This is a genomic window from Treponema denticola (genome assembly GCF_024400535.1).
Taxonomy (GTDB): Bacteria; Spirochaetota; Spirochaetia; order Treponematales; family Treponemataceae; genus Treponema_B; species Treponema_B denticola_C.
Genome location: NZ_CP038800.1, coordinates 2,346,328 through 2,360,383, shown reverse-complemented (window position 1 = coordinate 2,360,383; position 14,056 = coordinate 2,346,328). Strand labels below are relative to the sequence as shown.

Annotated in this window: 10 protein-coding genes and 2 pseudogenes; 6 read left to right on the top strand and 6 right to left on the bottom strand. The window is 39.4% G+C overall.

Annotation, left to right across the window (positions count from 1 at the left end; all coding sequences use genetic code 11):
• Positions 1 to 44: 44 nt before the first annotated feature.
• From E4N78_RS11045 to E4N78_RS11030, 4 genes are all read left to right on the top strand, one after another.
• A complete protein-coding gene (locus E4N78_RS11045; protein WP_255810602.1) occupies positions 45 to 443 on the top strand; it encodes a hypothetical protein in 399 nt (132 codons plus the stop codon).
• A 75-nt stretch (positions 444 to 518) separates the two neighbouring features.
• Positions 519 to 1,256: a DUF4469 domain-containing protein gene (locus E4N78_RS11040; protein WP_255810601.1), complete on the top strand. Its 738-nt coding sequence runs from the start codon at positions 519 to 521 to the stop codon at positions 1,254 to 1,256.
• Between the two features lie 169 nt (positions 1,257 to 1,425).
• Positions 1,426 to 2,670, top strand: coding sequence for a formylglycine-generating enzyme family protein (locus tag E4N78_RS11035; protein ID WP_255810600.1), 1,245 nt, complete (start codon positions 1,426 to 1,428; stop codon positions 2,668 to 2,670).
• Positions 2,671 to 3,120: 450 nt separating this feature from the next.
• A complete protein-coding gene (locus E4N78_RS11030; protein WP_255810599.1) occupies positions 3,121 to 3,798 on the top strand; it encodes a metallophosphoesterase family protein in 678 nt (225 codons plus the stop codon).
• Here E4N78_RS11030 and rsmG read toward each other — a convergent pair.
• The 5 genes and pseudogenes from rsmG to E4N78_RS13875 all read right to left on the bottom strand — a co-directional run.
• The gene (gene rsmG / locus E4N78_RS11025) at positions 3,795 to 4,517 is read right to left on the bottom strand and encodes a 16S rRNA (guanine(527)-N(7))-methyltransferase RsmG (protein ID WP_255810598.1); all 723 of its coding nucleotides are present in this window, start codon (positions 4,515 to 4,517) and stop codon (positions 3,795 to 3,797) included. The two genes, E4N78_RS11030 and rsmG, sit on opposite strands and share 4 nt — an antisense overlap.
• A gap of 17 nt (positions 4,518 to 4,534) precedes the next feature.
• Entirely contained in the window at positions 4,535 to 5,908 is a 1,374-nt protein-coding gene (locus E4N78_RS11020; RefSeq protein ID WP_255810597.1) for an aldehyde dehydrogenase, read from the bottom strand.
• 68 nt (positions 5,909 to 5,976) lie between these two features.
• Positions 5,977 to 7,644 (bottom strand): ABC transporter ATP-binding protein, encoded by a 1,668-nt coding sequence (locus tag E4N78_RS11015; RefSeq protein WP_255810596.1) that lies wholly within the window; start codon positions 7,642 to 7,644, stop codon positions 5,977 to 5,979.
• A gap of 1 nt (position 7,645) precedes the next feature.
• Positions 7,646 to 9,379: an ABC transporter ATP-binding protein gene (locus E4N78_RS11010; protein ID WP_255810595.1), complete on the bottom strand. Its 1,734-nt coding sequence runs from the start codon at positions 9,377 to 9,379 to the stop codon at positions 7,646 to 7,648.
• Between the two features lie 198 nt (positions 9,380 to 9,577).
• Positions 9,578 to 9,709: pseudogene (locus E4N78_RS13875) on the bottom strand (radical SAM protein); the annotation flags it as partial.
• A gap of 285 nt (positions 9,710 to 9,994) precedes the next feature.
• Between E4N78_RS13875 and E4N78_RS11005 the strand changes: the two are divergent.
• On the top strand, positions 9,995 to 10,993 hold the full coding sequence (locus tag E4N78_RS11005) for an Rpn family recombination-promoting nuclease/putative transposase (protein ID WP_255810594.1): 999 nt from the start codon (positions 9,995 to 9,997) through the stop codon (positions 10,991 to 10,993).
• A 164-nt stretch (positions 10,994 to 11,157) separates the two neighbouring features.
• Positions 11,158 to 12,143: pseudogene (locus E4N78_RS11000) on the top strand (Rpn family recombination-promoting nuclease/putative transposase).
• A 370-nt stretch (positions 12,144 to 12,513) separates the two neighbouring features.
• On the opposite strand, the gene E4N78_RS10995 reads toward E4N78_RS11000, so the two are convergent.
• A complete protein-coding gene (locus E4N78_RS10995) occupies positions 12,514 to 14,043 on the bottom strand; it encodes a hypothetical protein (RefSeq protein ID WP_255810593.1) in 1,530 nt (509 codons plus the stop codon).
• Positions 14,044 to 14,056 lie beyond the last annotated feature (13 nt).

The window sequence follows — 14,056 nt, the reverse complement described above, 5'->3', positions numbered from 1 at the left end:
AAAAAGGTTGATATTTGTGTGGAAACATGCTATAATGTACAGTAATGATAGATAAACGCTCCGACCGCAGTTACAATCATTCTCACAAAAAAAGTGTAAAAAGTTTTGCAAAAGCTCTTGACATAAAACAGCGTATCGGGCAAAATTCGCAGCCTCGCAGCCTCGCAGCCTCGCAGCCTCGCAGCCTCGCAGCCTCGCAGCCTCGCAGCCTCGCAGCTAAGGCCTTATCATGCCTAAATGAAATTTTCACAATAAAGACTAATTACTCAAATCATGCCCAAAGACAGCCTGTCAGTAAAATACCGGCTTTCTGTCCTTGGGCTTTTTTTATATTACACCGTTTAATAAAACCGCAAGGAACGCAAGGAGTTGAGCTTTGCTCAAGTTCTCAAAGGAATAATCGGAATGTCCTACGGATTGAGACCAGTCAATCCAATGGATAATGTGTAATGGGTAATTGATAATTTAATTACAAATTACACATTACCAATTACCAATTAAAAAGACAGGAGGCTTTTATGGCAAAGAAAAAGTATGTTTGGGAAGTGCACTTGCGTCCCAACACCTTGACCAAGAACAACGACAGAGACTGTATAGCTGATGTTCATGCACATGCTGCTACGCAGAGAAATGAGGACATTGCGGAAATAATTACCAAAGAACGCTCGGAATTCCGCAAGGAAACAATTATCAACATTCTCAAGATGAGGGATAAGGCTGTAAAAGACCTTATCCAAGAAGGTTTGAGTTTTATGGACGGTCTTGTACAAATTAGTCCGCGTGTATCGGGTGTATGGGAGACGGAAAATTCTCCTTACGATGAAAAAGTACACAAGCGTACCGTAGACCTTGTGCCGACAACCGACTTGCGTACCGCTCTTGATGCAATCGGCGTAAAAGTACTCGGAGCAAAAGAAGAAACTGCCCGCATTACCGAAATAACCGATACCGCAACGGGCTTAAAAGACGGCACACTTACAATAGGCGATGATATTATAATCGAGGGAAGCAAAATCAAGGTAGACGAAACCGATCCGGCTCAAGGTGTATTTTTTAAAGCAGAAAATGGCACCGAATACAAAACCAACCGCCGCCTATCGGTCAACCTGCCGAGCCAAATCATCGCCCGCGTACCCAAAGAAATACCCGAAGGAAAAGTAGAAGTAATAGTGCGGACTAAATTCAGCACCGGCAATAAAACCCTTTTGCAAATACGCGAAATAGTATACGGCTATCCTTGCAAGGCAAAGGCATAGAAGTTTTAGGAAAGGCATTTTCCCCGCTAAGGGAAGGGTTCATTCCCCGTACAGGGAAGCCCCCTTTCCTCGAGCGGGGAATGACCGGTTTACTGTACGGTGAAGACCTTATTCAGAATTAATGGATTTTTCCTTTATAAACAGCATATCATTTTTTAGGAGAAAATATATGATAAAATTAAATTTGAACAAGAGCTCAGCCGCTTCAAGCGGCAGGCTCTGTGCACTGAAAAGAGCGGCGGCGCTCATCATAGCCGCAATATTGGCAGCCGCGCTGCTTTTTACCGGCTGTAACCAACCGTCAGGCAGCAGTTCGGGAGGTAACTCCGGAGGAGGCAATTCAGGTAACTCCGGCAATTCCGGCGGAGGAGGAAACTCAGGCGGAGGCGGAAATGGCGGGGGAGGCGGCACCCCGCCCACGCCGCCTGCACCGCCCGATGTAGGCTCTTTTGAAGACACAGGCGACGGCTTTGTAAAAATAATCCATCCTGCAAACGGCATTGTAGGCGTTGACCCTGACTACACCTTACCCGGAACTGACAATCATTGGAAAGGCGTATTCCGTGCAGGCCGAAAGGTAAAATTAAGTCCCTACAAGCTGGGCAAAACAGAGGTAACGTACGAGTTATGGCACGAGGTACGGACATGGGCAGAAGGTAAAGGCTACACCTTTGCTAATCAGGGAAAAGAAGGCAGCGGCGGAACCGAAGGAGCCGCTCCCACAGAAGCAGGAAAAAAAGAGCCTGTAACGACTATAAGCTGGCGGGACTGCATTGTGTGGTGTAATGCGTATACGGAAAAAGAAAAAGGAATAGAGTACTGTGTCTACCGCAAAAGCAAAACCGATACTACGGTATTAAAAGACGCAACAGCTGAAGAAGGGGGAGTATTTATTTGCGATAAAGCTTATGCCGATATGGATAAAAAAGGCTTTAGACTTCCGACTGAAGCTGAGTGGGAATATGCTGCCCGTTGGCAGGGAAGCAACAACACAAATGCGGCACAATACGGCGATGTATACCTTACCAAATTAAACAGTGCAAGCGGAGCCAAAGCTGACTGGAAAAATGCGGATGAGACAAAAGCCGTTGCATGGTATAGCGGTAATGCGGGAGGAACAACACATCAAGTAGGAAAAAGGAGAGCGAATGCACTTGGCTTACACGATATGAGCGGGAATGTCTGGGAATGGTGTTTTGATAGATATAGTAGTAACCCTGCATCAAACGATGTTGCTTATGAGCAAGGCGGTATTGTTACCGATCCTCAAGGTGCCGCGTCAGGCTCTGGCCGTGTTGGACGCGGCGGCAGCTGGGGCGACAACGCGGGCGACTGCGCTGTAGGCTTACGGATCGACGGCAGTCCTGGCAGCAGGGACAGCAATCTTGGCTTCCGGTTGGCTTGTCGGCCCTAAGTTCACACATTTTGCCGGAGAGGTACTCAAAATCGGACATCCGTGTCCGATTTTGAGTTTCGAGTTTTGCCTCACGGCAAAACATCGCAAGAATGGAACCACCGCCGTCCATGGCGGTAAAGCGGTGAAACCGAACAGGCAAAATGTGTTGTTGGGTGCAGTAAATTTTTGAAAATAATGATTAACCTGCACTATGTCAGCCGCTTTAGCGGCTCGAAAATTTTTTGGCTAAAAAACGGTATGGACCTTATAAGGTGCCGCGTCAGGCTCTAACCGTGTTAAACGCGGCGGCAGCTGGAACAACAACGCGAACAACTGCACTGTAGGCAAACGGAACAACAACAGTCTTTTCCTTCCCATATACCATTTCCCAAAAATAATGTATAATTGGTCTAGCCTAAAAATCTAATTCGATTTTTAGGCTAGACCGCTTTAGGAGGGCTTATACTTATGAAGTTATTGATTATTTCGGACGGGCATGGGGATCTTGAAAAACTAAAAAGGATAAAACCTGTTGCCGATGGGGTTGATGCCCTTATTTTCGGAGGGGACTTTGCTGCTTTTAAAAAGATTGAAACGGGGGCTCCTTTTTTAAACGAGCTTTTAAAGATTCATAAAAATATTTTTGCCGTGTTGGGGAATTGCGATGAACCTGAGTTTGAAAAAAAATTAAAAGATGCCGGTGTTTCGATTACGGGCGAGGTAAAAAATTTTGAAGGGCTTATCTTTGCGGGTTCCGGGGGCGGAAGCAAATTTACAGGCACTACACCTTACGAAAGAACCGATGAAGAGCTTGTAAAAGATTTAACCGATGCCTTTGAAAAAGCAAATATTACCGAAGCCGGTAACTTGGTTTTGGTTTGTCATAATCCTCCGCATGGGGCTAAGGTCGATAAGGTGGCTCCCATGGTGCATGTGGGCTCAAAGGGCATCACTGCTTTTATCGAAAAGCATAAGCCTCTTTTGGTTGTGTCGGGTCATATTCACGAGTCCTTTGCGGTCGATAAAATCGGCGAAACCGTTTTGGTAAACCCCGGTGCCCTGATGGAAGGCCGCTATGCTCTTGCCGAGATTACAAAAAACGAAAAGGGCTTTGAAGTTTCGGTAGAATTAAAAACCTTGGATTAAGGCTTTTCGATTATAAGAAGGTGTCTTTCTTTTTTTAAAAAAGGAACATCAAGTTTTTCTATTTTATAGTTTAGACCTTCTTTTTTGATAAGCTCCGTCTCTTCATTTATTTTTTCTTCCATGGCCTTGTATAAAAATAATTTACCCTTAGGTCTTGCAAGATTTAAAAGGGTGTTTAAGATGTGCTTATCCAAGGTGCGGAAAGCTCTGCAAGTTACAATATCAAATTTATTTTGGGAGGCTTTTTCGGCTTCGCTTTCGATAATCTCGGTGTTACTTAATTGGAGAACAGCCTTGATGTTTTCTAAAAAGGTGCATCGCTTTTGCATTCTTTCGATTAAAGAAAGTTTTACATCTAAATTGCCTAAAGAAATAAAGAGAGCTGCAAGGGGAATCCCGGGAAAGCCCGCTCCGGTTCCGGCATCGGCAATATAAAAAGGCTCACTTGTAAGAAGAGCTTCATTAGTATTTTTGATTTCGTTATAAAAAAAATGCCATGCCGAAAGGGAATCTAAAACATGGGAGATGATTAATTCTTCATCGTCCTTAACCTTTACCAAGTTAAATGAGGCGTTAAACATTTTAAGTTCCCGCATATAAATGTTTAAAAGTTCTGTGAGTTTATTATGAGTCTTTTCGTTTATGCCTAATTCTTTTAAGCCCTTTAGTAGAATACCATCTGATAAAAGGCCCTTTGATAAAAGTTTATCGGTGTCCATTTCTTAAAGCCCGTTTCCTACATCATCTTGTTTATTATGTTTAATTTTTTTTCGGAATAAGGATGATAGCGGAGCTTGATGTCGATGAGGTTTGATTTTTTTAGGATGCTTTTTGCATTGCTGAAAACTTTAAAGCTTTCGTCTCCGTGGTATTTTCCTATGCCGCTAAAGCCGACTCCTCCGAAGGGAAGGTGATCGCTTGCCAAGTGGACTATCGTATCGTTGATACAGCCGCCCCCGAAAGAAACCTCATTTAAGAATTTCTTTTCTATATTTGAGTCGGTTGTAAAAAGATAAGAGGCTAGGGGCTTTTCGCGGGATTTAATCAGTTTAATTGCTTCCTCTATTGTCTTAAAACTTATTACGGGAAGGATTGGCCCGAAAATTTCTTCCTGCATTATTTTGGAATCAAAGGTGATATTATCCAAAACCGTGGGCTCAATAAATTTTCTGCTTTTTTCTCCATTGCCGCCCGTGATTATTTTTTCTCCTTCAATTAAACCCATGAGGCGGTCAAAATGTTTTTCGTTTACGATGTGGGGAAGGTGCATGTCCAAATAGGTTTCCGTGGGGAAAAATTCTTTTAAAGCCTCTTTTAATTCTTCGATAAATTTTTCTTTTACCTCATCTTGAATTAAAAGATAATCGGGGGCTACGCAGGTTTGTCCGGCGTTAAGGTATTTTCCGAAAGCTATTCGGCGGGCTGCAACTTTTAAGTTTGCCGATTTTTCGACTACGCAGGGAGATTTTCCGCCGAGCTCCAAGGTTACGGGGGTTACATATTTAGCCGCCGCTTCCATTACGAGTTTGCCGACAGTTGTTCCGCCCGTAAAAAAGATGTAGTCAAAACGCTGTTCCAAAAGTTTTGAGTTTTCTTCCCGCCCTCCGGTAATTACCGATATATATTCCGGCGGAAAGTTTTCGGAGATTACTTTTTTTATAACCTCCGATGTCGCAGGCGAATAATTTGAGGGTTTTACAACGGCGCAGTTTCCTGCAGCAATGGCGCCTACCAAGGGAGCAAGGGTTAAATTTAAAGGATAGTTCCACGGCGACATGATGAGTACGGTGCCGAAGGGCTCATACATTATTTTACTTGAGCTTTTAAAATGGGCAATCGAGGTCGGAACTCTTTTAGGCTTAATCCATTTTTTTAAGTGCTTGATTGCAAATTTAAGTTCTCCGCGTACGATAGCAAATTCCGAAAAGAAGCCTTCCATTTCGGTTTTGTGTAAGTCGGAATAAAGGGCATTTAAAAGTTCTTTTTTGTTTTGGTTTAAGACTTCCTGTAATTTTAATAATTGAGAAATCCTAAACTCATAGCTTTTTGTTTTATTTGTTCCAAAAAAAATCCTGCAATTTTTTACGATTGTTTCTATATCCTGATTCATTATGTGCTCCGGCAATGTTTTGCCGAAGTATTATACATATAAACCGAATAAAATTCAAGGCTGAAATTTTAAACTATTTTTCCGTTTTCGATTTTTATAACCCTGTCAGCCTCTTTTATTGTAGAAGGACGATGTGCAATCGTTATTATGGTTTTATTTTTGCGGATATTATTTAGGGCTTGCCGGAAGAGTGCTTCGCTTTCACTATCCAAATTGGAAACGGCTTCGTCCATCAGTAATATGGGAGAATTTTTTAAGACGGCACGCGCTATAGCAATTCTTTGCTTTTCTCCGCCTGAGAGCTGAACACCCCGCTCACCGACATTGGTATCGTAGCCTTGTTCCAGCCTTTTAATAAAGCCGTCAGCCATCGCAACCTTAGCAGCTTGTTTAATTTCTTCATCGCTTGCATCGGGACAGGCAAGGGAAATGTTTTCTTTTATGGTTTTATTAAAAAGATAAACATCCTGCGGTACATAGGCGATTATATCCCTCAGGGAATTTTGGTGTATGTCTTTTATGTTTTTTCCGTCAATATAAATTGCTCCGCTGTCAGGTTCGTAAAAGCGCATAAGCAAATTCGCTATTGTAGATTTTCCCGCTCCAGATTCACCCGTAAGGGCAATGCTTTCACCGACCTTAACCGTAAAATTAACTCCGTGCAAAACTTCGATACCTTTTTCGTAAAAAAATTTTACATCTTTAAATTCTATGTTTCCCTTAACCGAATATTTGTTTTGCGGAATATATGGCACTCTGTCTTTAACGGCCGGTTCTTCTTCTAATATATCCAAAATTCTTTTTGCCGCTCCATTTGAAATATTCATAGCTCCTGCCGTAACCGAAACACTCATTATAGGCACAAAGGCAAAAAGAGAAAATATTATAACAACCGAAACCATTTCAGGTTTTAACGAGCCTGCAATTACTTCCGAATGAGCAAGTAATATTGTTGAAATTAAAACGGCGGAGGTAATTAAGTTTATTACCAAACTGTGTAAGCCCTTAAATCTCCCGTCCCGTATTTCTTTTTTATTTAAGCGTAAGGTGTCGGCGGCAACCTTTTCAATGTATTTTTTTTCTTTGCCGAAAATTAAAATCTCACGTAAACCTTGAACCGTATCTACAGCTTCGGCATTTACCTCAGCCAAACCGTCGCGTATCTCTTCTCCGATTTTTTTTGTAATAGGATTAAAAAAATACGGAACGGCTGCAACAAGAATACAGGCGGCAAAAACGGCTGCGCTTATTTTAAATGAAAGAAAACTTAATGCAGTAAGATAAAGAACAGTGCAGACAAATGCAATTATGTAAGAGCCTGCGGTGTGAGCATAAAAAACTTCGGTGGCTTCAACATCTTCGACAAACACGGAGGTAATACTTCCGCTTCTTTTTTTGCCTGTGGATTGCGGTGCTGTTTTGGAAATCGAATCATATAAAAGGTTTCTTATTTTTTCGATTACACCGTATGAAACCAAATGACATTCGTACATTTCCAAAAAAGCAAAAAGTCCTTTGCCGATAATAAAAATAATCAGCGGTATAAAAAGATAAAGTATTTTTCCTGTGCTCATTTTAAACAGAGCCGCTGAAGCTATATATGCGCCCGTTAAAACGGTGAGCAAAGCAAAAACACTGTTAAATATTCCGTAAATAATCGAAATAATAAATTCTTTTTTATAAAAGCTTATGTATTTGGTCATTTTAATAAGCGGTTTATATTTTTCTTTAAACATATTAATTTTCTCCTTGTTGCGCTTCTACAAGCTTTTTGTAGTATCCGTCTTTTAAAATAAGTTCCTTGTAAGAACCTTCTTCTACGATTTCTCCTCTGAGCAAAACCAGAATTCTATCACTGTTTTCAATTGTATTTAAGCGATGCGCAATCGTAATGCTTGTTCTGTTTCTTAACAAGTGATTAAGACTTTGTTTAATTTCATTTTCATTTTCGGTATCCACGCTGGACGTAGCTTCATCAAGAACTACAATCGGTGAGTTTTTTAAAACGGCTCTTGCAATTGCAATTCTTTGTCTTTGCCCTCCCGAAAAGTTAAGCCCTCTTTCTCCAACTTTTGTATTGTAACCTTCCGGTAAACTTTGAATAAAGGAATGAATGTTTGCTGCCTTACACGCATCTATAAGCTTCTCCTCATCTGCATCTTCATTTGCATGTAAAAGATTTTCTTTTATTGTTCCGTTAAACAAATAAGTTTCTTGCGAAACTACCGTAATTAAACTGCGCAAAGATTTTAATGTCAAGTCTTTTATATCGGTACCGTTGATATAAATGCTTCCGCTTGTAGGCTCATAAAACCTTAATAATAAATTTACAATGGTAGTTTTTCCGCTTCCCGATTCTCCTGCAACTGCAAGTTTTTCATTTTTTGCAACAGTGAAATTTAAATTCTTAAAAACCGTATTCTTTTTTTGCTTGTAAGCGAATTCAATATTTTTATATTTTATTTCAAAACCATCGGCCGATTTTATGTCAATGGTTTTAGTCCCCCCATCTTTTATTTTTTCTTCTTCATCAAGTAAGGCAAAAATTCCGCTCATAGAGGTTATGCCCATAAAACCTTGATGAAAGTATGCCGCCAATTCGTTTGCTGGTCTAAAGACTTCGTTGGTCATAAAAAGTAGAATAAGTAATGAGGATGCGGGAATTATATGCACAGAAGTTAATAGTGCTGCTACGGCAAGGGTAAAACTTGTACCGATACCGGAAGCAAAATTGGAAATACCTATTTCGGCTAGGTTTACTTTTAAGTTGCGCATAGTTTCAGAAAAAAGTGTTCTCATTTTTTCTTTTAATAATTTTCCGAGCCTTTCTTGTGCATTATACGTCTTTGCCGTTGTAATTCCTTGAATGCCGTCTAAAATTTCTGCAGTTAAATTTCTATAAGCCGTCCAATGTGCATTGGAAGATTCCGATAGTATCTTCCCGAAAGCAACGGGAGAAATCAATACGGCGATTAAGGCTGCAGTCGATATTATGCCTAAAACATAATGCAGCGAAAAAACATAAATGAGCATTGCACCGCATGCAATTACACACACAAGTATTTGCGGAATGTATAGCGTTAAATAGCCCTCTAAATAATCTACTCCGCTTACCATTGTTGAGCCTAATTTACCTGTTCTTTCATCATCTAAAAATGCAGGTCCCAGTTTTAACAGTTTATCGTAAATGCGGCGCCTTAAAATGTTTTTTACTTTGCCGATAATTTTTTTGCCGTAAACCGAATTGTAATATATTAAAATAAGGCGGGATGCTATAACTGCCGATACGTATAAGATAGTTTGTATTACCACGGATAATTCTTCTTTGGAATAAAGCTGTCCCACTATTTTACCCAGCAAGACGGCCTGAGCTACATAAGTTCCCGATACGGCAACACCCAATAGGGCTTTAAGCAAAATGCTGCATTTAATACCTTTTGTCAATTCGATAACTCTTCTGTTAAGCATCATAATTGTTTATCTCCACTTTCGTTTTATAAAGTTAGTATTAACTAACGATACCGATAACTTTATTATAATGGTATCGTCTTTTGTTTTTTCTTTCATTAAAATGAGTTTAATATTTTCTATTCAGTTTGTCTAGTCTTTTTTGTAAGTTTAGTTTAACTTCCAATGCCACAATGATTTTGAAAGTTCCGAAGAAAAGTGAGAAAGGTCGGCCATTTTTAGGATGGCCCTTGTTGCCGTTTCGGGATAATCGGGTGCGTAAAAAACTTGAGAAGAAATTAGCGGGTTTAAGGTTTTTAGGCCGGAAAGCCGGCCGTCAACACAGTCCGAAAGAAAGCATTTATTAGACGTACATTGGGTTGTTTTTTTACGGATTTTCTTAGATTTTTTTGCGCTCTATAATTACCGTCATTATCGAATTTAAAAGATCCATGTCCAAATTTTCAGCCTTTAACTCGGGCGGATGCCTCGGCTGTAAAGGCCGAATATGATTATAAAACAGATATAACCGTACAACGAGCTGAAGGAACAGGAGTAAGTATAAAAAAAATTCTTATAAATATACCCTTTTAAAACCCTTTAATCTATGGTATAATACAACAGGAGAGGGGGCTTGCTATGAGTACTTCAAATAGAAAATACAAAGATTCGGTGTTTGTCGATCTTTTCAGTGAAGATGAAAAGGCAAAAGAGAATTTTTTATCGCTATATAATGCTCTGCATAATACCGAACTTACGGATATAGAGAAATTGAAAAACATCCGCCTTGATCAAGTTTTGTACATGACATTTTATAATGATGTATCCTATCTTGTAGATAACAAAATAATAGTACTTGCTGAACATCAATCTACCATAAATCCCAATATGCCTTTACGTTGTCTTGAATACATCAGCCGTCTTTATGAAAGCCTCTTTGAATCAAAAGAAAAATACAGCCGTAAACTCTTAAACATTCCGACTCCCGAATTTTATGTTTTTTATAATGGAGAAGAGCCATATCCTTCCGATAAAACATTAAAACTATCGGATGCTTTTACAGAAAAGACAAGGGAAACTAATCTTGAGTTGACCGTTAAGGTCATAAACATAAACCGGCAAAACCGACATCCTGTATTGGAAAACTGTAAAACAATGCAAGAATACAGTATATTTGTGGAAACGGTAAGGAAATGGAAAGAAATAGATACTCAAAACGGCTTTGAAAAAGCCGTTGAAGAATGCATATCAAACAATATTTTGCGTGAATATCTAAAACGCAAGACTAAGGAGGTATTAAATATGTTAGTAGCAGAATATGATTATGAAACGGATATAGCCGTACAGCGTGCAGAAGAGCGTGAAATAGCCTTTGCTGAAGGGATTGAACAAGGGATTGAACAAGGGATTGAACGAGGAATTGAGCAAGGGATTGAACAAGGAATTGAACAAGGCATAGAACAAGGTATATCGCAAGGTATAGAACAAGGCATAGAACGGGGGATAGAACAAGGTATATCGCAAGGCTCTTACCGAAAAGCTATCGAAACGGCTAGACTGATGAAACAAGCAAATTGTGAACTTGACTTTATTATGCAAATGACAGGTCTTTCCAAAGAAGAAATTGAAGTCTTATAGACAGTCTTTTATTAAATATGTTAGTAGCCGAATATGATTATAAAACAGATATAACCGTACAACGTGCTAAAGGAACAGGAGTAAGTATAAAAGAATTTCTTATAAATATACCCTTTTAAAACCCTTTAATCTATGGTATAATACAACAGGAGAGGGGGCTTGCTATGAGTACTTCAAATAGAAAATACAAAGATTCGGTGTTTGTCGATCTTTTCAGTGAAGATGAAAAGGCAAAAGAGAATTTTTTATCGCTATATAATGCTCTGCATAATACCGAACTTACGGATATAGAGAAATTGAAAAACATCCGCCTTGATCAAGTTTTGTACATGACATTTTATAATGATGTATCCTATCTTGTAGATAACAAAATAATAGTACTTGCTGAACATCAATCTACCATAAATCCCAATATGCCTTTACGTTGTCTTGAATACATCAGCCGTCTTTATGAAAGCCTCTTTGAATCAAAAGAAAATACAGCCGTAAACTCTTAAACATTCCGACTCCCGAATTTTATGTTTTTTATAATGGAGAAGAGCCATATCCTTCCGATAAAACATTAAAACTATCGGATGCTTTTACAGAAAAGACAAGGGAAACTAATCTTGAGTTGACCGTTAAGGTCATAAACATAAACCGGCAAAACCGACATCCTGTATTGGAAAACTATAAAACAATGCAAGAATACAGTATATTTGTGGAAACGGTAAGGAAATGGAAAGAAATAGATACTCAAAACGGCTTTGAAAAAGCCGTTGAAGAATGCATATCAAACAATATTTTGCGTGAATATCTAAAACGCAAGACTAAGGAGGTATTAAATATGTTAGTAGCAGAATATGATTATGAAACGGATATAGCCGTACAGCGTGCAGAAGAGCGTGAAATAGCCTTTGCTGAAGGGATTGAACAAGGGATTGAACGAGGAATTGAGCAAGGGATTGAACAAGGAATTGAACAAGGCATAGAACAAGGTATATCGCAAGGTATAGAACAAGGCATAGAACGGGGGATAGAACAAGGTATATCGCAAGGCTCTTACCGAAAAGCTATCGAAACGGCTAAGGCTTTTAAGCAGTTTGGCTTTGATATTGCTAAAATAGCTGAAGGAACAGGATTAACTATAAAAGAAGTGGAAGCTCTATAATTAGGGGGAGAGAAAACCCCGTTCAGAGCAGGGTTTTCTCTCCCCCTATAACCCCCTCTCTTTCTCGCGCTGCCAAAGGGCTTGCCGCCCTTTGGAATCCGGCATTATTACAAAGTTTTTAGTTTATTTTTTGGTCAAGATTAAAACAGAAGAAACTCCGAATTCTTTTTTCAAATTTTACTATCTATTACAAACAATCTTTGCTGTTAAATTAAAAAAAATGCCGGTAAACAAAAAAAGCCCAAGCCTGGAACAAAGTCTAGACTTGGGCGTTTTTTGTAAGGCTGCTTACCCGTTTAGGGGCCGGGATGCCCGCCCGTCTTAAGGGGGCATCCCATTTTTAAGCTGCATTTTTACAAGCGGTTAAAACCTATTGTCTTTTTAACCAGCCCTTCCATTCATAAGGATTTTCAGAAGCCTTGATGTTTGTAAAGCAAAGTTCAGGTATCTTTTTTCCTTTAAGACCGCCGTCATTATAAGAACCTTCAAATGCAGCAGACCTTACGTTGGGACTGATATAAACATTCTCGGCCTGAACGTTTTCTGCAAATTTTATAATGATCGTATCAAAAGCCTCCGGGTAGTTCATTACATCACTTTGTACGAGACTAATCTGACTTATGGACATTAACACTTCTTTGCCGTCAACTGTACGTGTGCACTTAAAGTTTTCTTTTACTACAGTCTCAGGCTTAAAACCTGCAAAAAGAGGCTTTTTGGCAGAATCTTTATTGTCTTCTTTAACATCATGCCACCCGTTTTCTATATAAAAAGGAAAGTTGACACCGGCAGCACTTAAAGTAATCGTAACTTGTCCATTAACTGACCTGTTAACCGTCAACTTATCCAAATCAGGCCAGATATCGCCTTCTTCAAGAGAGAGGGTACCTGATTTGGCGTCAGCAAAATTGTCAGAAAGTATAGGAGTATTATTGTTAAGGGTAAGTCTAAGAGGATAAGCATATTTTACAAAGGTCATCTTAATATCGTTTATATTTTCCCACTGAAATGCAAGGCAACGATCCTTTTCTACAGTAACGTTCGAAACCCATTTTTTGTTGGTGCCATCATATGTGAAGTCAAGAGTAATGTTTTCCCACTTATTTTCTTTCCAATTAAATTGCTTTAATTTTAAATGCTTGTTAAGAATGTCCGTAAACTCTCCTATTTTTGCGGTTTTAGATGCCGCATCAAGGTCGCCATTACCGGGTCCGTCAATATAATTAGTAAGGAAGCTCGTAGCATTTATTTCCACTTTTTTTACCAAATACGTTTCAGCACCGGTGCCTGTTTTAAAAGCAGGATTAATAAGCGTTGAAGTTAAAGTGTCATTAAGACCTCCTACCTTCTTATTATGGTGAACGTTACCTGTAAGAACCGGTGCTGTACCCAGATCATCAACATATGCATAATCATCATCGCCTTCTTCGCCCCAAATTTCGTCTAGATCCTGATTTAACTTCATGCCGTTAATAGCCTTTGTTTCGGAAGCCTTTACGTATACATAAAGTTTTATATCTTTAGCAGGAATAGTAAAATAAGCTTTTTCATTGTCAACATTTAAATTTTTAGACTCAATTTCGGTCATAACGGGCATTTTCCAGCTCTTTTGACCTGCTGCATCTGTTAATTTATAGAATTTTACTCCATTTTTTACGCCTTCTTCATTTACGGCATAGTTAAATGTAACTTTAACACGGTACTCATCCTTGTCTGCGTATTTTTCCGTAGTAATGTTCAGAACGTTGAACTGGTTTGTCCCCGTCTGATACTCGTCAGCGTTGAGAGCAAAAGAGTCGGGGCTGACAGGTGTTGCTATGTTAGCCTTACAGCCGGCAAAGAAGCCTGCCGTAATAAGCATTAATGCTGCAACAAGCATTCCTAATTTTAATGTTTTCATGTCGTTTCTCCTT